Here is an 18548-nt window from a genome sequence, read left to right as displayed (position 1 = left end):
TTGGGAGGAGGGTGTCGTTGGTGGCCGCCACGGCGTCGCTCTGGGCAACTCGGCGGTGCGGGCCTAATATGACGCGCCGTCAGTTTTGACGTCGGACGTCCCGACAGATGTCCGTCAGTCGTGGTCCGGCCGCCGCCGGGCCCGGGGAGGAGCCCGCCGATGGACGCCGCTTTCAGCGCCGAGCAGGAGGAGATCCGCCGCACCCTTCGCGACCTCCTCGCCCAACGCTGCGGCCCCGACGAGGTCAAGGCCGCCGTGCGCACCCCCGCCGGTCATGACACCGCCCTGTGGGCCGTCCTCGCCGAACAGCTCGGTCTGCCCGGTCTCGCGCTCCCGGAGGCGTACGGAGGCGTGGGCTGCGCGGTGGCGGACCTCGCCGTCGTCGGCGAGGAGTTGGGGCGCGTCCTGGCCCCGTCGCCGCTGTTCGCCACCGCCGTCCTCGCCGCCCCGCTCGTCCTCGCCCTCGGCACCGGCGAGCAGCGTGCCGCGCTGCTGCCCCGGATCGCGGCGGGCGAGCTGACCGCGACCCTCGCCGTGCCCGGCGCCGGGCTCGCCACCGCGCTCGGCCTGGTCGGCGACAACCGCGGCGACTGGGCGGGCGGCGGCCGCGCGGGCGGTGTCCAGGCCCGGATCCGCGACGGGCGGTGGCGGCTGTACGGGCAGGCCGAGCAGGTGCTCGACGGGCACAGCGCGGGGCTGCTGGTCGTCGCCGCGCACGCGGGTGGCTTCGCCCGGTCCCGGACGCGCCTCTTCCTCGTACGGGAAGGGGCGCCCGGCATGGCACGGACGCGCCGGACCTCACTCGACGAGACCCGCGCCCAGGCGCGCGTCGAACTGCGGGATGTGCGCGCCGAGTTGCTGGGAGACGACGACGGTGACGTACCCGGTGTGCTCGCCGCCGTCGGGGACGCCGCCGCCACCGTCCTGGCCGCCGAGGCCGTCGGGGCGGCCGAGCGCGCGCTGGAGCGCACCCTGGACCATGTGCGCCGCCGGGAACAGTTCGGGCGGCCGATCGGCTCGTTCCAGGCGGTGAAACACCGCCTCGCCGAGGTGTACGTACAGGTCCAGGCGGCGCGCTCGGCCGTCTCCTACGCGGCGTGGGCGGCGGGGGCGCGGGCCGCCGGGACGGAGGGGCCGGGCGCCGAACGGGCCGGCGGGCTCGCGCTCGCGCAGGGGCTCGACGCGCTGCGTCTCGCCGCCTCGGAGACCGTGCAGCTGCACGGCGGCATCGGCTTCACGTGGGAGCACGAGGCACACCTGTACTTCAAGCGCGCGGCCGGGGACGAGCTGCTCTTCGGGCCCCCGCACCGCCTGCGCTCACGCGCGGCCGACGGGGCGGGCCTGTTCGGCGCCGAGGGGGTGGGTGCCCCGGGGAGGTGAGTCCGGCCACCCCGTAGGGACACGGCGACGCTCCCGCGACGGCACGCCCCGTAGGGCCGGGGAGGGCACCCCGTAGGGCACGGCAGGCGTCCCGTAGGGCGCGGCCGGTCCCGCGCGGCACGCCCCGTAGGGCAACTGAGGCACCCCTAGGGCACGAGCGTCACCCCGTATGCCCGCCCCGTCAGGGTTCCGCGAGGCCCGGGGCATCAGGCGTCGTCCGCCTCCGCACGCATCTCCTCCAGCGTGTCCGCCAGGCGCTGCACGCCCTCGACGATCACCTTCTCGGGGGCGCTCACGCTCATGCGGAAGCAGCGCGTGGCGTGGCCCTCCGGGAGGGGGTCGGACGGTGTGCCCACGAAGAAGTGCCGGCCCGGGACGACGAACACCCGCTTCTCCTTGAGGCGCCGGTACAGCTCCATGTCGTCGAACCACGGATGGTCGATCCACACCCAGGCGAACATCCCGCCGGCCCCGGAGTGCAGCCGCCAGTTCAGACCGCTCGGCAGCTGCTCCTCGAGCAGTTCGGCCATGAACCGCTTCTTCTCGCGGTAGTGCGGGGCGATGGCCTCCCGCGTGACCTCGTCCAGCCGCCCGCCGCGCAGCACGTGCGCCACGGCGGCCTGGGGCAGCTGCGGAGCGTGCAGCACGGAGTTGGACATGAAGGCGGCCAGCGCACCCACGTACTGAGGTGCGCCGATCGCGAAGCCGACCCGTTCACCGGGGAGCCCGGCCTTCGAGACGGAGAAGCAGTTGACGACGTTCTCGTGCCACACCGGCTCGACCTGTACGTCGGCGATCCTCGGGAACGGCGCGCCGTAGGCGTGGTCGACGAAGAGCGGTACGTCGCGGTCCGCGGCGACCGCGATCAGGCCGTCCAGGTCGGCCTGGTCGATGGATCTGCCGGTGGGGTTCCCGGGGCTGGAGATGAGCAGCATCCCGATGTCCCGCCGGCGCGCGAGGGCGTCGAGATCCAGGGAGTAGCGGAACCGATGGGCCCCCTCCGTCCCGACCCGGGGCGCGAGGCCCACCACGCCGTCCTCGTGCATGCACAGGCCCTGATAGCCGGTGTAGTCGGGAGTCAGGGGCAGCACCAGGCGGCGCATCACCTCGGAGCCGGAGCCGGAGCCGGAACCGGAAGAGGAAGAGGAGTCGGCACCGGCACCGGAGTCGGCGCCCGCACCCGCGCCCGCGCCCGGGCCCGCGAACAGCGCCGCCGCCGCGAAGCACACCATCTGGCTGCCCGGCCCGACCACGATGTTCTCCGGGCCGAGATCCCAGCCGTACGCCGCCCGGAAGTAGTCGGCTATGGCCGCCACGAGCGCGGCGTTCCCACGGGAAGCGCCGTAGCGGCAGCTGACCTGGTCGAACTCCTGCGCCAGCGCCGTCGACAGAGCCTCCCGCCACATCTCCCGGGCCTCGGGGATCACGGCGGGGTTGCCCACGCTCAGGTTCAGCCACTCCCCCTCCGCCGCGCCCGCGGTGCTGGAGGCGACGTCCTCCATGATGCTCCGCAGACCGGAGAGGCCGGCCAGCTTGGTGCCGACGGACGACAGACGCATGAGTTCTCCTACTTCGGTCAGCGGACAGCCGGTTCCAGCAGGCGCAGGTCGTCCCCGTCCAGTTCGACGGGGACACCGACCGGCAGGGTCAGGACGGGATCGGTGTGCCCGAACTCGAACTCCGTCACGATCGGGAAGGCGAGCCCGTGGCAGACCTCCAGCAGCGCGCGGTCCAGCTGCGCCCGCTGCTCGGCACTCCAGAGCCGGGGCCTGCCGAGGACGAGCCCGGCGGCCCGGTCGAGCAGCCCCGCGTGCCGCATCTGCCACAGGTCACGGGCGGCGTGCGCGGGCCCGTAGCCGTCATCGGTGGTGAGTTCCAACGCCAGCACGTGCCCCGCGTAATCGGGCAGCCAGGGGGTGCCGAGGAGCTGCAGGAGGCTCGGGACGCAGCCGGCCAGCAGCGGTCCCTGGCCCGTGCCGGGCCGCAGCACGGTCCGCGCGGGCGCCGCTTCGGCCACGCGCGCCCGGTCCTCGCCCGCCCAGTCCACGAACTCGTCGAGCACCTCGGGGGAGCGGGGGAACGACCCGGTCCAGCCACGCGTGGTGACGTCGAGGAACGAGCGCAGCGTGAACTCCGGCGTCCCCCCGGTCTCGGCGAACTCCGACAGGACGGCCGGCCCGTAGAACGTGGTCGCTCCGGTGCGGGCGTACAGCGCGTGGTGCAGCACGGTGGCGTCGGAGTAGCCGCACAGGACCTTGGGGTGCGCGGCGAACGCGTCGTAGTCGATCAGGTCGAGCAGCTCCGTGGCGTTGAGGCCGCCGATCATCCACAGGACGCCCTTGACGTCCGGGTCCCGCAGCGCCGCGTTGAACTCCCGCGCCCGCGCGTGCCGCGACCCGGCCTCGGGTCCGGCGACGGGCGGTGCCTGGGTCACCCGCAGGCCCGTGCGGGCGGACAGGTCTTTCAGGCCTCGGGCGGCGCGGTCGGGGAAGACCGCCGCTCCCTGCCACGACGGCGACACCACGGTGACCGCGTCGCCCTCGCGCAGGCGCGGCGGGCGCAGCCGCGCCTCGCGCAGGGTGCGCGTCTGGGCCTCGGAGAGGCCGTAGGTGGCGCGGAGGTCGGCGTCGGGGGTCTGCGGGTTCCGGTCCAGTACGGCCGCCGCGGTCTTGAGGTTGCGCGCCATGACGCGGGCCCGGCGCTCCGCCTCGGCGTCCAACGCGGCGCGGAAGTCGGCGGAGGCACCGAACCGGCCGAGGAGCGCCTCGGTCTGCCGGGCGCTCAAGGGCGCGAGCAGCTCCAGGAGCCGCAGCACGAACTTGCGTACGACGGAGCCCGGGCCCTTGCCCGCCGGACGGGCGCCGTGCTCGATCAGCAGGGCGAGCGCCCGGTAGAGGTTGACGGCGTCGGCCGCCTGCTCCCGGGTCAGGCCCGCCTCCTCGGCGGCCTCGACGCGCCCGGCGATCTCGGGCAGGGAGTAGGCGTTCGGTCCGAAGGGGATCGCGGCGGTGATCTCCACGCCGAACCCGACCTCGGCGTAGCGGCGCTCGGCGGCCTCGACGAGGATCAGGTTGGACAGCGGCTGCCAGCGTGCGCACCGGCAGTCGGGCCGGCACTCCGTGGCACAGCCGACGTCGGGGCGCCGGTAGTAGTAGGTGATGCCGCGCCCGCGCAGGTCGTAGCCCTCGCCGTACTCCCAGCGGGTGGACACCTGCGGGGCGTCGAGCACGTGGAGCCGGCCGCCGTGCTCGGCGACGGCCGCCGCCACCTGTGCGGCCAGGTCCGCGTCCTGGGAGTCGACGAGGATGTGGAGGCGGTCGGCGCGGTGGTCGGGGAGCGCGGCGAGGGTGGCGAGGTGGCTGTCCACCGTGACGCACCGCAGGTCGTCGTCGCTGTCGATGTCGGCGAGCAGGCCGGTCATGCCGAAGGCGAACAGCCAGGGGTGTTCGCCGTGGGCGCGGAAACACGGCTGGTAGTGGCAGATCCGGCCGATGCCGCGGCCGGCCGCGAGGGTGTCCTTGTACGGGGTGACGGTGGCGTTGACGAACGCGACGGTGGCGTCGGCCTCGACGAGGGAGACCGGCGGCGTCAGCCGGTAGCCCCGCCCGGTGAGCGTCTCCAGGAACCCGAGGACCACAGCGCGGGTCGCGGGGCTGTCCCCCACGGAACTCGCGGTGTCGAACAGCCGCTCCCGTATCCCGGGATCGAGGGTGGGCGCCGGCCCCGGGGCGGTCTCCGTCATGTCAGTGTCGTCCTTCCGTGCTGTCGTGATCCATGGGTGCGCCCCGTCCGGAGGGCGAACCAGCCGAGTGCCGCGTCCGCCATGCCGCGCTGGAACGCCCGCAGCGTCGGCAGCCCCGGCGGGGGAGGCATCCGGGACATCCAGGTGAACCATCCGGCGAAGACCGCGAGCAGGGCGGTGGCGTCCTCGGCGGAACGGCCGTACTCCTTCAGCACCCCGGCCAGCGCCTCCTCGGGCGGCGCCGCCCACCGGCAGGCCACCTCCAGGAGCAGGTACAGCGGGTCGAACACCGCCGCGCCGCGGCAGGCGTACGCCCAGTCGACGACCACCGGGGCGCCGCCGGTCCACAGCACGTTGTCGGCGCGCAGATCGGCGTGGAGCAGCTCCTCGCCCGCGAAGGCGCCGCGGGCGTGTTCCGACAGGGCCACCCACTCCGGTACGGGGAGCAGGGCGCCGCCCGTGTCGTCGGTGGGCCAGGCGTCGAAGGAGGGGTCCGCGTCGAGGGCGGCCCAGGCGGCGAACGCGTCCCCGAAGTAGGCGTCCAGCGGCGGCAGCCCGGTCGGCGCCGCCGTCCTGTGCGCGGCCAGGTGCCGCAGCACCTCCGCCAGCTGCCCGGCCGGCCACTCGGGCGAGCAGATGCGGCCGTCGACGGCCCGGAAGGCGAGCACCGTCCAGTCGTCCCAGTCGAACGCCCAGGCGAAGCCGGGGTCCAGGGCGTCCCGCGCCAGGTGCTCACAGGCGAGCCACTCCTGGCGGTAGAGGCCCCGGCCGTGGCTGTTCACCGCCTCCGAGGTGGCCTTGACGAACAGGGACCGCCCGGCGGTGCGGACGATGCCTGCGAAGCCCGCCGAGAAGCCCCCGGTGATCGCGTCCACGCGCACCACCGGCGAGCCGAGACGCTCCTCGACGCGTCGGCGCAACCCGCCGGGCAGCGCGTCCCATTCCATGCGCGGAGTCCACAGCACCGGATCAGTACCCCACTCCCATACGACGCCACACGGTGTGCCCGAAGGCCGGTGCCCGCTCCGCGCCGACCTCGCCGACCTCGCCGGACCCGACCCACTCGGCCACCGCGCGGATCGCCTCCGCCAGGGTCAGCCGTGCCAGGCCCGCCCCCAGGCAGAAGTGGTGCCCGGCCCCGAACGCCAGCTGCGGGCGCTCGTCCCGGTCCGGCGGGGGCAGGCGGAAGCGGTCCGGCTCGGCGAACACCTCCGGGTCCCGGTTGGCGGCCGCGACGACCAGCGCCACCCGCTGCCCCGCCTCGATCACCCGCCCCCGCACCTCGACGGGCCGCACCGCGGTCCTCGGCACGAAGTGGAAGGGCGCTTCGAGCCGCAGCGCCTCCTCCACGAGCCGGGTGACGTCCAGCTCCCCGCGCCGGACCTGGTCGAGCAGCGGCCGCCGCGGGCCGAGCAGGTGCGTGAGCGCCGACCCCAGGCAGGCCACCACGGGCTCGATGCCGCCGGTGAGGATCTGCGCGAACAGGGCGACCGCCCGGTCCTCGTCGATCCGCAGGAACGCCGCGAGCTGGGCGGGACCCCGGCCCGCCCGCGCGTCGGGCAGCGTCACGGAGGTGATGTGCTCCCGCAGCCGGGAGATGGCGTGCCGCGCCCGGGGGGCCCGGCCCGGGTCGAGCCGGGGCACCCCGATGAAACCGATGATGTCCGCCGACCAGGCCAGCAGATCGTCCCGGTGCTCGGCCGCGATGCCCAGCAGATCGCAGGTCACGCCGACCGCGAGCGGCTGCGCGAAGTCCGCGAGGAGATCGGCGGACGCCGGATCCAGCGGCTTCAGGAGCGCGTCCGCCCGCTCGGCGATCGCCGTACGCAAGGGGCGTACGACGGCCGGGCGGTAGGACGGGCCGACCGCGGAGCGCACGGCGGTGTGCTCCGGCGGGTCGGTGAACATCGGCCAGGCGTCGAAGAATCGCGTGACGTCGGCGACCTCCTCCAGCGTCGCCGGGTCGTGGTCGCCGAGGAAGGCGGCGCCGATCCGCGCGGACAGCCGGCCGTCCCTCAGGAGCGTGTTGACGTCCTCGTACGCGGTGACGTACCAGCAGGCCGTGGCCGCGTCCCACCACACGGGGGCGGTGCGGCGCAGCACGGCGTACTGCGGGTGCGGGTCGCGTGCGAAGGAGTCCGCCATCAGGTCCACGGACGCCGACGGGTCCGCGGACGCGGTCTGGGCCGCGGTCATCAGGCCGGGCGGCGGGCGACGGTGAAGAGGTTGTTGCCGCGGCCCGCGATGCCGGGGGCCGAGCGGACCTTGTTCTCCATGGCGAAGATCCGGTCGAAGTTCTCGCCCGCCAGGATGTCCACGAGCTGGTCCGTGGAGCCGTGCAGCTGGGTCTCCTGGTAGCCGGGGTAGATCAGGTTCGGGAAGCCGCTGAGGACGTCCAGCTCCAGGCCGGCGGCGGCGTGCATCTTCTCGATGCGCTCGACGTCGTAGAGGTGCATGTCCGGCATGGTGTCGGTGAAGCGGCCCCGGCCGGTCAGCGCCTTCTCCGCCTCGTCGAGGCGCCCGATGCCCACGTTGAAGAACGCCGCGTGCCAGACGCTGGGCAGGAACGACACCAGCAGCCCGCCGGGCTTGAGCAGCGCGGCCACGTCCTTGATCGTCTGCTCGGGGTCGGCGACGAAGCCCAGGACGTTGTGGAAGTTGAACGCCAGGTCGAAGCTGCGCCCCTGCAGGGCCTGGCCGACCTCGGCCAGGTCGCCCTGCCGGAACTCGACGCGGTCGGCGAAGCCCCGGCGCTCGGCCTTGGCCTCGGCGACCTGGATCATCTCGCGGGTGAGGTCGAACAGCACGCCCGTGCTCTTGGGCGCCTCCTCCGCGAAGAACGAGGTCCAGCGGCCGGTGCCGCCGCCCGCGTCGAGGAACGCGAAGTCCTCGGGCAGCCGGGACAGCACGTCCTCGCGCAGGGCCGTCGCGAGCAGGCGGTCGGAGAGCATCCAGTAGGGCTGGAGGTCGACGTCGTCGTAGGCCTCCGCCTTCTCGGAGAAGTAGCCCTTGACTGCCTGGTCGTACTGAAGTTCGGTCATGACGTTCCTCGCTCACAGGTGACTTGAGAGGGTGCGGTTTGCTGGTGCCGTCCCGGCACGGCCGGGCACCGGGGGCGGGCGACGGTGGTCAGGCGGCGGCCCGCTCGGTGCGGAAGCCGCCGTTCAGGGCCTTCTCCAACTCCTGTCCCCGCTCCTCGAACTGCTCCAGGGAGTCGGCTCCGTAGATGAGGAAGAGGCACCAGGCGGAGGGGTGCGGCTCGCCGTACTCGTCGCCCACACCGTGCTGGCGGACCGTCTCCAGGACGTAGTCGAAGGCGTCGATGTCGGCCTGGGACGGCTCGGCGACGATCTTCCCCTCCTCGCTCGGGGCGAGGTTGATCCAGCCCACGTAGCGGCTGGGTTCGCCGTCCGCGTACGGGGCCGCCCGGCCCGGGTCGACGACCGACTTGATCCACGCGATGCGCAGGTCGTCGCCGAGGGCGCGCCAGGTCTGGGTGATCCCGCCCCCGGCGAACCGGCTGGCGATCTCCGAGAAGACGATGCGCCGCTCGCCGGGCTCCTTGAAGAACTCCAGGTGGGTGATGCCGTCCCGGATGCCGAGCGCGCCGTTCACGCGCCGGTGCATGTCCTCCACGTCGGCGTAGAGTTCGGCCCACTCCTCGCGCGGCAGCAGGACGGAGCCGTTGCCCACCCCGGCCGTCTCGATCGCGAGGCGCGGCCGCAGGTAGCGCATGATGCCGAGCGCCTTGCAGACCCCGTCGACCCAGATGGCGTCCACGTGGAACTCGTCGCCCCGCACCGGCTTCTCGGCCAGCAGGAAGTGCTCGGTGTTGTCGCCGCCCGCCTCCTGGAGCAGGGTGCTCAGCGCCTCCTCGGAGTGCACCCAGCTCGTGCCCAGCGTGCCGAGTCCGGCGGCGGGCTTGACGACGACGGGGAAGCCCAGCTCGTCGGCGGTGCGGCGCACGCCCCGCGCCACCTCGGAGGTGCGCAGCGGGACGAAGTCCGTGACGGCGACACCGGCCGCGCGCACGGCCTGCTTCATCGCCCGCTTGTCGCGGGTCCTGAGGGCCATCTCCAGGGTGGGCTGCGGGCAGCCCAGGAGCTGGGCGAGGTACCCGGCGCCGTACTGGCTGAACTCGGACAGGCTCACCACCCGGTCCGGGATCCAGCCGTCGCCCTTCAGCTCCGTGGCGACCTGGCCCAGTTCGTCCATGTCGTCGAAGCTGTTGATGCGGAAGACGTACGGCAGGGTCTTCAGGACCTCCTCGTCGACGTGGAAGTGGGCGGCCTCGAACGTGTCGAAGAGCAGCGCCACTTCCGCGCCCTCCGCACGCAGGGCGGAGAGGATGTACGGGTCCCAGCGGCAGACGAGGATCTTGGTGCTCATCGGCGGTCTCCTTGTGCTCGAAAAACGTGCGGGTACGGGGGTACGCGGACACGGCGGGGGGAGTGGGTCAGGACTCGGCCGGCTCCACGACCGGCCGGGACTCGTCCTCGAATCCGGACAGGGGAGTGGACGGCAGGAGGCGCGACCCGCGCAGGACGAGCCCCAGCGCGGCCAGGGCCAGCGCCGCCCCCGCGGTCATCAGCACCACGTGCCCGTCCTCCACCAGCCGGCCCGACAGCAGCGGCCCGACGGTGAAACCGAGCGAACACACGAACCCGTAGGCGGCGTTGTAGCGGCCGCGGTTGGAGTCGTCCGCCCAGCTGTTGACCAGCGTCGGGCCGGTCGCGGCCAGCAGGGACTCGCCGACGGCGAAGACGGCCATCGCCGCCGCCCCGCTGAGCAGGGCGTACGCGCCGCCGCCGAGCCCGGTGACCGCGAGGATCAGGAGCCAGAAGAACGCCCAGCTCCCGGCGAGCAGCGCCAGCGCCGTACGCGGGGTGAGGTCCTTGAACCTGTGCATGAGCGTGACCTGGACGAGCACCACGGCACCGGTGTTGACGGCGAACATCACGCCGAGCGCGGTGGGGCCCAGCGTGCTGTCGGCCAGCAGGATCGCGGGCATGCCGGAGTTCAGCTGCGAGTACCCGAGCGTGAACAGGGTCAGGACGACGAGCAGCAGGGCGACCAGCTTGCGGTCGCGCAGGACGGCACGGTAGGAGGCCGGCCCGGGTTGGCCTGCGGGGGCCGCTTGCTCCGTCTGCTCCGTCTGGTCCGCCTGTGCTGGCTGGGGGGTCCGCTCCCCGCCCGCCTCCTCACGCGCCTGGCCCGTGCCCCGCAGCTGCCGGGAGACCAGGAAGCCGGTCGCGAGGAAGGAGAGCGCGTCGAGCCCGTACAGCAGCTGGAAGACCAGGAGGGAGTCGGTCAGGCCCGCCACCAGGCCGCCGACCAGACCGCCGAGGCCCATCACCGCGTTGACCACCGCGAAGTCGGTCGAGAAGACCACCGACCAGTGCTCGCGGGGCACCTGGTCGGCGATCAGCGCGTTCCAGGTGATCGCGCCCCCGATGCCCAGACCCTGGACGAGCCCGGACGCCAGAGCCGCCTCGGGCGTGCCGGACACCACGAAGCCGACGGCTCCCAGCGCCGCGCACACGAGCGCCGCCCAGACCGCCGGGGCCCGGCCGAAGCGGTCCGAGACCCACCCGGCGAGCGGCCCGCCGACCAGCGCCCCCAGCGAGGTCGCCGCGACCGCGCCCGTCGCCGTCGCCAGCGACAGGCCCCGCATCTCGTGCAGGTACACGACCAGGAGGGGCACGACGAGGCCGGTGCCCGCCGCGTTGACCGCGTTGATCGCGATCAGCCGCCGTGCCGGGGCGGGCAGCAGGCGCAGTGACTTCATGCTGCTCATGACAGGCTCAGGACCTTTTCAGAAGTGGAAGAGCGGCTGGTCGGTGAAGGCGCCGGTGTCCGGGTAGAGCGAGACGCCGTACCGCGCGAGGACGTCGAGCTGCTGCTGGATGTAGGGCACCGCCGCGCCGGCGTCGGTGTAGTCGCGCGGCGCCATGCCGATGCGCTCCACGGCCTTCTCGACCGCGATGTTCTCCCAGCGGCCCAGCTGCGGCATGAGCAGGTGCTGGTAGTCCGCCTGCCAAAGGCGCAGCACCGCGCGGTCGTTGACGCGGCGGACCAGGTCGAGGGTCGTGTGGTTCAGCGACCGGGCGGTGTGCACGTCCATGCCGATGTGCGACCAGGAGTAGTCCGGGTCCTCGGGGTCGTGCACCTCGATGCGCAGCGCCTCCTTGTCCTCCCACAAAGGCATGGTCTCGTCGGAGATGCTGAACACGCTGAGCATGAAGTGCCCCGCGTACTCCTGGGACAGGAAGTCCCGCGTCTCGGAGAAGTCCGCGGGCGTCTCCCCCGGGTAGCCGGCCATGAAGGAGCAGCGGTAGCCGAGGCCGCCCTCGTTGAGGAGGCGGAAGGCGCGCAGGTTGTCCTTCCGCGTGACCTTCTTGTTCATGTGGCGCAGCGTGCTGTCGCTCATCGACTCGAAGCCGATGGACAGGAACTGGCAGTGGGTCGCCGCGATCGCGTCGATCAGCTCGGCGGACTTGAGCACGTTCGCCCTGCTGTACGCCTCCCAGCCGATGCCGACGTCGGGCAGGAGCTTCAGCAGCTCCCGCAGCCGGGTCGGGGGCACCGTGAACGTGCTGTCCATGGCGGAGATGTAGGAGGCCCCGCTCTCGTCCGCGTAGCGCCGCCAGTCGTCCGCGATCTTCTGGGCGGACTTGTAGCGCCACTTGGGACTGGCCGCGGGGAAGGAGCAGAACTTGCAGCTGAAGGGGCAGCCCCGCATGGACTCGTAGGGGATGACGCGCCACTTGCCCTTCGGCATGGGGGAGGGGAACGCGTCGAGGTCCAGGTAGCGGAAGGGGCTCATCCGGTGGCCGAGCAGCTCGCGGGAGTGCCGGTAGACGAGATTGGGGACCGCCTCCGGCGATCCGCCGTTCTCCAGCATGTCCAGCAGGGCGGGCAGCGCCTCCTCCCCGTCGCCGCGGACGATGTAGTCGATCTCGGGGATCGCCCGCATCAGGGAGCCGTACTTGAGGTTGCTGTACTGGCCGCCGAGGATGATGGGGATGCCCGGATAGGTCTCGGCGATCCAGCGGACGGCGTGCCGCAGGTCGCGCTCGGTCCAGATGAAGCTGGTCGACAGGAGAGCCGCCCGGTACGACCCCTGGGGCGCGGGGGAGACAGCGCCCTGTGCCCACAGGTTGGTGGTGTCGTAGGTGTCGGTGCGGTGCCCGGCCCGCTCCAGGATCTCCTGGACGGCGAAGGTCGTCAGGTGGGGGACGTTGTAGTAACGGGGGCGCAGCAGGGGGTAGTCGGCGCCGTTGTGCCGGAAGCCGAGCCGGTCGAGGCCGAACTGCTCGAGTCGGGTGCCCCGCAGGTACTTCGCCGTGTTCTGCGCCCCGTGCTGGCGGTCGAGCATGCTGCCCGCGAGGTAGTCGGAATTCTTCAGTGTCGGCCCGAGGCCGGACACGAGGACGACGTCGATGGTGCACTCTCCTGGGGTGAGTGCGGGCCGTGGCCCGCGACTGCCGGTTCGCCGTCAGGGGTTGATCTGCCGGCCGTTCACCCGGTGCAGCATCTGCAGGTCGCGGATCTCGTCGTGCTTGAGCAGCCACAGGAAGAAGCGCTCGACGCCCAGGCCGAAGCCGGAGGTCTTCATCGGACGCAGCTCCCGCATCCGCAGGTACCAGGCGTAGTCCTCCTCGGGGACCATGTGCATGGCCAGCGCCTCGCGGGCCTCCTCGGCGGTGGTGTGGCGCTCGCCGCAGCCGACCGTCTCGCCCACGCCGAACAGCAGGTCGCCGTTGCGGGCGCGGGAGGGGTCGCCCGGCTCGAAGGCCTGGTAGAAGGGGACGGAGAGGTGGTCGAACTGGGTCACCCAGACGAACTCGCCGTACTTGTCCATCAGGGCGCGCTCGGCCTTGCGGGTCAGGCCCCTGGCGCCTTCCGCCAATTCCGTCACGTATTCCGGTGAATCACCGAGGAGTGCGACGGCGTCGGAGAAGGAGACGCGGGGGAAAGCGCCGAGGGACAGCATCCGCTCGATGTGCGCGGTGTCTCCCGCCACTTCGGCGATCGTCGGCCCCATTTCCTTCAGAAAGGCGCCGGCGAGGTGGCGTACATACGCCTCCACGGTCTCCATCACCGCGTCCACATCACCCGGAAGCTCGGCTTCCGAGTGGTAGAACTGGCACAGGTGCGTGGAGTCGGGTGCCTCGCCGCGGAACGAGGGCATGACGTAATAGCAGCCCTCCTCCCACATTCTGCAGCCGTACTCCAGGAGGAACTGCATGGAATCGGCCAGATAGGTGGGCACACCCTCCAGTTCGATGCGCACCGGCGACGAGTCGCTGCCGAGGCCCATGGGGCTGGATATGGACCCGGTCGTCACGGGGAGATAGGCCGCACGGACGTTCCGCTGAGCCCAGAATTCCGCCGTGGCCCGCTGCATGACGTCGGTCAGCTGGAGCAGCATCCGGTACCACGGGTGCGTCATCGCGATCTCGAAGTGCGAGTCCGGGTCACGCCAGGTACCGGGGGCCGAGAGGGAGACCTTCTCCGTCGTTTGCGCGCTCACGTGTCCTCCTTGGACGCTCTGTACTGGTGGAACAGCTGGAACAAACGGTCTTGGCCGGTCGGGCCCGGGGCTCGCCCGCGCTCAGTCCCAGCCCCAGGTGAGCGGCGACGCGGTCGTGCTGTCGGCGAGGGTGCGGGCCGGCGCGGGGTGCTCGGACCCACCCAGGGCGAAGACCGAGAGTGCTATGGCACAGGCGGCCATAAGGGTGGGAAGTCTGCGGCCCATTGATACGCCTCCGAGAATTCTTGGTGCCCTTGAATGCGATGAGTGGATCAGCGCGGCCGAACTGCGGTGTCGGCGACGTGTCCATATTCGCTGGCCGGAAAGCGACCGTTCAAGGGAGTTGGCTGGCACCAAGGTGCAGAGGCAGCAAGGGGACAGGGCTATTCGCGGTGCCCGGCGGGCACGGAAACGACACCGTGGCACATGCGGGAGGGCGTTCCGGGCGGCGGAATCCGGAGCGAGGCCCGTGTCGTGTGGGGCGGCTCGCGGAGCAATGTCCGGGCAGCCGCGAGAACACAACTGCCCGCCACCTCGGCGGAGGCGGCGGACACGAAGAGGACGCCCAGGCGTCCGCGATGGGGTTGGGCCGGCTGGTAGAAGTGCTCCACCACGCAGCCGGGTACGCGGGACGCCTCGGCGGTCAGCTGCTCCAGCCCGAAGAGGGCGGGACCGGGGCCAGGGGGAGACACCTCGATGTGAATGGCGTACACAGGAGGAGAATCCCAGAGACGATCACGGGCCGTGCCCGTTACGCGCGGGCAGCTTGAGGCCGTGGCAGGAAGCGGACGGCGCCCTCGGCGCCGAGCGCGGGCCGCGCGCCGGGGCCGGCGGGCGCCGCGGCCCTGGTCAGAGCCATCCGCGGCGGGAGGCGAGGACCCCGGCCTCGAAGCGGCTGCGGGCACCGAGCCGGCCGGCCACATTGGCCATCATCCGCCGCACGGTCCGCAGGGAGAGCCCGAGCTTGCGCGCGGCCACCTCGTCGGTGTGCCCCTGGGCGAGCAGCTTGAGCAGGGCGTCCTCCTGCGGGCTCGGGGCGTCGGTCTCCTCCGGGACCTGCTGCCCGCCCAGCGGCACGGCGCGGTCCCAGGACATCTCGAACAGGGCCAGCAGGGCGGCGACCACGCTCGACGAGCGCACGACTACGGCGCCCAGGCGGGAGTTCTCCGGGTCGATGGGCAGCACCGCGCTGGTGCGGTCGACCACCAGCATGCGCAGCGGAAGCGAGGGGAGCGTCCGGACCTCGCCGCCCCGCTCGAAGAGCCAGCGGGCGTACTCCGTGGTCCCCCGGTCGTTGCGCACACTGTCGAGGTAGATCGTCTTCAGCCGCACCCCGGCGGCCAGGCTCCGCTCGTCCAGCGGCCGGCTGGCCTCCAGCGCCGCCGGGCTCATCGAACCGCCCGGCACGAACGCCAGCAGTTCCTCCTTCGCGAGCTGGCTCATCTCGGCGAGGCGGCCGCGCACCTCGTCGACCCCGTAGAGGCGCTCCAGGCCCGCGTTGCTGCGGCTGGCCTGATGGGCCGCGTAAGCGGCGGCCAGTTCGGCGGTGGCCGCCCGCACCGCCGCCAGTTCGAGCTGCTGGGTGTGGATCTGCGCCTCCCACCGGTGTATGTGGGCGGAGAACCCGACCTCGGGGTGGACGGGGAGGGGACTCACGTCGTCCTCGGGGAGATGGAGCATCGACAGCTCCGCCAGGCGGTCCAGGCACTCCCGTACCCGCTCCTGCGTGGCGCCGAGCCGCTCGGCGACGTGGGCCACGGACCACTGCGGTTCGGAGATCACCGCGCGGTAGACGGCGACGCACAGTTCGTCCGCGCCGATCAGCGTCGCGAGCGAGATGCCGTGCGTCTTGGCGTGCGGCTCTTCCGTGCCGGCAAGTTCCCCCATGCCCCCACCCCCCAGGTGCAGCTTTGTCGACCGGAATGTTTGTAACACACGAACGACGGCTTCAGCCGATGACGATCGCAAATATTCTGGGCGGCGGGCGGGCGCGCATACCGCGACGGCGGACCACCGGGGTGATCCGCCGTCGGGTTGACAGGACTTGGGGGGATGGGTGCCCTAACGGGCGATGTAGGGGCGGAGCCGCCCGGCCGCCGTGCCGGTCACTTCGTCGGCTTCTTGCCGGTGACGCCCAAATGTACCAACATGGCCAGATTCGGCTTCAGTTCGTTCTGCTTGACGCCCCACGTCTGGAAGCCGCGCTGGTGCGAGGCGACCGCCGCGAGCATCGCGACCAGGGAGCCCGCCATGGCCGCCGGGCTGATGTCCTTGTCGACCTTGCCCTTGGCCTGCAGCTCCTTGACGGTGTCCGCGAGGGAGTTGTTGACCGAGTTGAGGATCTTCATGCGGAGCTTGTAGAAGCGCTTGTCGCCCTCGGCGGCACCGAGGTCGACCACCCGCAGGATCGCGTCGTTCTTGCGCCAGAAGTCCAGGAAGCCCTCGACGAGATCCTGGGAGGTCTGCCAGCCCGCCTTGCCGGCCCACGAGCGACCGTCGAGCAGCTGGGTCAACTCGGCGCCCTCCGAGGCCATTTGCTCGGCGATCTCCAGGACGGCGCCCTCGACGTCCGGGAAGTACTGGTAGAAGGTCGCGGGTGAAGTCCCGGCCTTGCGGGCGACGTCGATGACTTTGACGTCCCGGTAGGGCGAGGAGCTGAGCATCTCGCCGAGGCAGTCGAGCAGCTTTTGACGCGTCGCCTGACCGCGCCGGCCGGCCACGCGGCCGTCGACGGTACGTACCTGTCCTGTCATGCCGTCAGCTTACCGACGGGTGATCGGAGCGCGATTCGGCCGAGTGCAAATGGGGTTGGGGTGCGGGAGGGCGGGGGAGACGCGCCTTTTTGGAATCGAGCGACAGTTCGAATACATGCGCTGCGGGCGCCGTGGCGGGCGGTTAGCTTGACTGGCATGGACTACGCAGAACAGGACACAGGGGGCGGATACGCGCAGGGCGTGCCCTGCTGGGCCGACGCGATGCTCCCGGACGTCGAGGGCGGCAAGCGCTTCTACGGTGAGCTCTTCGGATGGACCTTCGACGAGGGCGCGGGCCCGCGGTACGCCCACTACACGCAGGCGTACGCCGACGGGCTGCCCGTCGCCGCCCTCGCGGCCAAGGCCGACGGCCGCATGCCCACCGTGTGGACGGTGTATCTGGCCACCCCCGACGTGGCCGCCCTGGCCCGGCGGATCACGGGGGCGGGCGGTTCCATGGTCACCGAGCCCATGACCGTCGGGCCCGCCGGGACGATGGGGCTCGCCGCCGACCCCGAGGGCGCCGTCTTCGGGCTCTGGCAGGCCGGCACCCACCAGGGCTTCGGCAGGCGGCGGCGCCCCGGGACGTACCGCTGGTGCGAGGTGTACTCGCGGGACAAGACGCGCGTCGACCCCTTCTACGAGCACGTCTTCGGCTACGGCGGCCACGACCTCGACCTCGGCGGCACCGACTTCCGCACCTGGTCGCCCGCCGGGGCCCCGGCCGGCCCCGACACCGCGATCGGCGGGCGCAGCCTGATGTCCCCGGCCACCGACGGATACAGCAGACCCGAGACGCCCCCGCACTTCCTGCTCTACTTCGACGTCACCGACGCGGACGCGACGGCCCGGGCGGTGACCCGGCTCGGCGGACGCGTCCAGCTGCCGCCCCACGACAGCCCGTATGGGCGGACCGCGGTCCTGCGGGACAACCAGGGGGCGACCTTCGCCGTCCTCCAGGACTGAGCTGCCGGACATGCGCACGGGTGGGCCCATGTCCGGCAAAACCCCGAGAAACCCCGAGAAACCCCGAGACACCCCGGGACACCCCGATCCCGCCCCGGGTTCGCCAGGGCCGCCTCGGACAGGAAGAATCGGGGTGCGTGCCGCCGTAGCGGCTCGGGTGGTGAGACGCTGCACGGGGCTGTCTTCTTCGGCGGCCGCGTACGGGGAGGTGGCAGGGCAAGTGGTGGATCAGCTGACGCAGCACGATCCGAGGCGGATCGGGCCGTTCGAGGTCCTCGGCCGGCTGGGCGCCGGCGGCATGGGCCTGGTCTATCTCGCGCGTTCCGCGTCGGGGCGGCGCGTGGCGATCAAGACGGTACGGACCGAGCTCGCCGAGGACCAGCTGTTCCGCGTCCGCTTCACGCGCGAGGTGGAGGCGGCCCGCGCCGTGTCCGGCTTCTACACCGCCGCGGTGGTGGACGCCGACCCGCGGGCCGCCGTGCCCTGGCTGGCCACCGCGTACGTCCCCGCGCCCTCGCTCGAGGAAATAGTGAATGAACACGGTCCGCTGCCCACCCAGGCCGTGCGCTGGCTGGCGGCGGGCGTGGCCGAGGCCTTGGAGTCCATCCACGGCGCGGGTCTCGTCCACCGTGACCTCAAGCCGTCCAACGTCCTCGTCGTCGAGGACGGGCCGCGCGTCATCGACTTCGGCATCGCGTCCGGCGTCTCCAACACGCGGCTGACCATGACGAACGTCGCCGTGGGCACGCCCGCGTACATGTCGCCCGAACAGGCGAAGGACTCCCGCAGCGTCACCGGCGCCAGCGACGTGTTCTCGCTCGGCTCCACCCTCGTCTTCGCCGCCACCGGGCACGCCCCCTTCCACGGCGCCAACCCCGTCGAGACCGTCTTCATGCTGCTGCGGGAAGGCCCGGACCTCGAAGGGCTGCCCGACGAGCTGCGTCCGCTGATCGAGTCGTGCATGCAGATGGAGGCGACGCTGCGGCCGAGCCCCGCCGATCTCCAGGCCCAGCTCGCCCCGCACCTGTTCGCCTCCGAGAGCGCCGACAACGACGACAGCGGCACCGCCTCCGCCTGGCTGCCCGAGCGGGCCGTCGCCCTCATCGAGGCGCGCCGCGGCGGCCGGCCCCCGGCCCGCGTCCCGGCCACGGCGGGCCGCAGCGGCGGTGGC

15 protein-coding genes are annotated in these 18548 nt (G+C 72.3%); 3 read left to right on the top strand and 12 right to left on the bottom strand.

Features of this window, described 5'->3' with window-relative positions:
* The first annotated feature begins 159 nt into the window (after positions 1-159).
* Entirely contained in the window at positions 160-1380 is a 1221-nt protein-coding gene (locus tag ABZ385_RS23625; protein ID WP_358913012.1) for an acyl-CoA dehydrogenase family protein, read from the top strand.
* Between the two features lie 206 nt (positions 1381-1586).
* Here ABZ385_RS23625 and ABZ385_RS23620 read toward each other — a convergent pair whose 3' ends face one another.
* From ABZ385_RS23620 to ABZ385_RS23565, 12 genes are all read right to left on the bottom strand, one after another.
* The gene (locus tag ABZ385_RS23620; protein ID WP_358913010.1) at positions 1587-2939 is read right to left on the bottom strand and encodes an aminotransferase class I/II-fold pyridoxal phosphate-dependent enzyme; all 1353 of its coding nucleotides are present in this window, start codon (positions 2937-2939) and stop codon (positions 1587-1589) included.
* A gap of 17 nt (positions 2940-2956) precedes the next feature.
* Complete coding sequence (locus ABZ385_RS23615) at positions 2957-5122, bottom strand: S66 peptidase family protein (protein WP_358580366.1); 2166 nt, start codon at positions 5120-5122, stop codon at positions 2957-2959.
* Entirely contained in the window at positions 5119-6069 is a 951-nt protein-coding gene (locus tag ABZ385_RS23610; RefSeq protein ID WP_358913008.1) for a phosphotransferase, read from the bottom strand. Before ABZ385_RS23610 ends, ABZ385_RS23615 begins: the two co-directional genes overlap by 4 nt.
* A gap of 22 nt (positions 6070-6091) precedes the next feature.
* Complete coding sequence (locus ABZ385_RS23605; protein ID WP_358699314.1) at positions 6092-7318, bottom strand: cytochrome P450; 1227 nt, start codon at positions 7316-7318, stop codon at positions 6092-6094.
* A complete protein-coding gene (locus ABZ385_RS23600) occupies positions 7318-8163 on the bottom strand; it encodes a class I SAM-dependent methyltransferase (RefSeq protein ID WP_358913006.1) in 846 nt (281 codons plus the stop codon). The genes ABZ385_RS23605 and ABZ385_RS23600 overlap by 1 nt, the downstream gene beginning before the upstream one ends.
* 88 nt (positions 8164-8251) lie before the next feature.
* Positions 8252-9511: an ATP-grasp domain-containing protein gene (locus ABZ385_RS23595; protein WP_358580357.1), complete on the bottom strand. Its 1260-nt coding sequence runs from the start codon at positions 9509-9511 to the stop codon at positions 8252-8254.
* 67 nt (positions 9512-9578) lie between these two features.
* On the bottom strand, positions 9579-10919 hold the full coding sequence (locus tag ABZ385_RS23590; RefSeq protein ID WP_358913004.1) for an MFS transporter: 1341 nt from the start codon (positions 10917-10919) through the stop codon (positions 9579-9581).
* A gap of 18 nt (positions 10920-10937) precedes the next feature.
* The gene (locus ABZ385_RS23585; RefSeq protein ID WP_358580352.1) at positions 10938-12551 is read right to left on the bottom strand and encodes a radical SAM protein; all 1614 of its coding nucleotides are present in this window, start codon (positions 12549-12551) and stop codon (positions 10938-10940) included.
* A gap of 69 nt (positions 12552-12620) precedes the next feature.
* Entirely contained in the window at positions 12621-13658 is a 1038-nt protein-coding gene (locus ABZ385_RS23580) for an amino acid--tRNA ligase-related protein (RefSeq protein ID WP_358580350.1), read from the bottom strand.
* A 383-nt stretch (positions 13659-14041) separates the two neighbouring features.
* Positions 14042-14371, bottom strand: a complete 330-nt coding sequence (locus ABZ385_RS23575) for a hypothetical protein (protein ID WP_358580348.1) — start codon at positions 14369-14371, stop codon at positions 14042-14044.
* 136 nt (positions 14372-14507) lie between these two features.
* Complete coding sequence (locus ABZ385_RS23570) at positions 14508-15545, bottom strand: helix-turn-helix transcriptional regulator (protein WP_358580346.1); 1038 nt, start codon at positions 15543-15545, stop codon at positions 14508-14510.
* Positions 15546-15763: 218 nt separating this feature from the next.
* A complete protein-coding gene (locus tag ABZ385_RS23565; protein WP_358580343.1) occupies positions 15764-16411 on the bottom strand; it encodes a TetR family transcriptional regulator in 648 nt (215 codons plus the stop codon).
* Between the two features lie 156 nt (positions 16412-16567).
* Between ABZ385_RS23565 and ABZ385_RS23560 the strand changes: the two genes are divergently transcribed.
* Both ABZ385_RS23560 and ABZ385_RS23555 read left to right on the top strand, forming a co-directional pair.
* Complete coding sequence (locus ABZ385_RS23560) at positions 16568-17377, top strand: VOC family protein (RefSeq protein WP_358580341.1); 810 nt, start codon at positions 16568-16570, stop codon at positions 17375-17377.
* Positions 17378-17597: 220 nt separating this feature from the next.
* Positions 17598-18548: serine/threonine-protein kinase (locus ABZ385_RS23555; protein ID WP_358913002.1), on the top strand; the 951-nt coding region annotated here is incomplete at its 3' end.

Origin of the sequence: Streptomyces sp. NPDC005898 (assembly GCF_040629635.1) — a bacterium.
Taxonomy (GTDB): Bacteria; Actinomycetota; Actinomycetes; order Streptomycetales; family Streptomycetaceae; genus Streptomyces.
The sequence above is the reverse complement of the archived record's forward strand: the minus strand, read 5'-3'. Positions and strand labels throughout refer to the sequence as shown.

What these genes read in the sequence shown, in the direction of transcription:
- ABZ385_RS23590 (WP_358913004.1), bottom strand. Translation starts at nt 10,919, where the DNA reads ATGAGCAGCATGAAGTCACTGCGCCTGCTGCCCGCCCCGGCACGGCGG.
- ABZ385_RS23605 (WP_358699314.1), bottom strand. Translation starts at nt 7,318, where the DNA reads ATGACCGCGGCCCAGACCGCGTCCGCGGACCCGTCGGCGTCCGTGGAC.
- ABZ385_RS23560 (WP_358580341.1), top strand. Translation starts at nt 16,568, where the DNA reads ATGGACTACGCAGAACAGGACACAGGGGGCGGATACGCGCAGGGCGTG.
- ABZ385_RS23625 (WP_358913012.1), top strand. Translation starts at nt 160, where the DNA reads ATGGACGCCGCTTTCAGCGCCGAGCAGGAGGAGATCCGCCGCACCCTT.
- ABZ385_RS23620 (WP_358913010.1), bottom strand. Translation starts at nt 2,939, where the DNA reads ATGCGTCTGTCGTCCGTCGGCACCAAGCTGGCCGGCCTCTCCGGTCTG.
- ABZ385_RS23595 (WP_358580357.1), bottom strand. Translation starts at nt 9,511, where the DNA reads ATGAGCACCAAGATCCTCGTCTGCCGCTGGGACCCGTACATCCTCTCC.
- ABZ385_RS23570 (WP_358580346.1), bottom strand. Translation starts at nt 15,545, where the DNA reads ATGGGGGAACTTGCCGGCACGGAAGAGCCGCACGCCAAGACGCACGGC.
- ABZ385_RS23615 (WP_358580366.1), bottom strand. Translation starts at nt 5,122, where the DNA reads ATGACGGAGACCGCCCCGGGGCCGGCGCCCACCCTCGATCCCGGGATA.
- ABZ385_RS23610 (WP_358913008.1), bottom strand. Translation starts at nt 6,069, where the DNA reads ATGGAATGGGACGCGCTGCCCGGCGGGTTGCGCCGACGCGTCGAGGAG.
- ABZ385_RS23600 (WP_358913006.1), bottom strand. Translation starts at nt 8,163, where the DNA reads ATGACCGAACTTCAGTACGACCAGGCAGTCAAGGGCTACTTCTCCGAG.
- ABZ385_RS23565 (WP_358580343.1), bottom strand. Translation starts at nt 16,411, where the DNA reads ATGACAGGACAGGTACGTACCGTCGACGGCCGCGTGGCCGGCCGGCGC.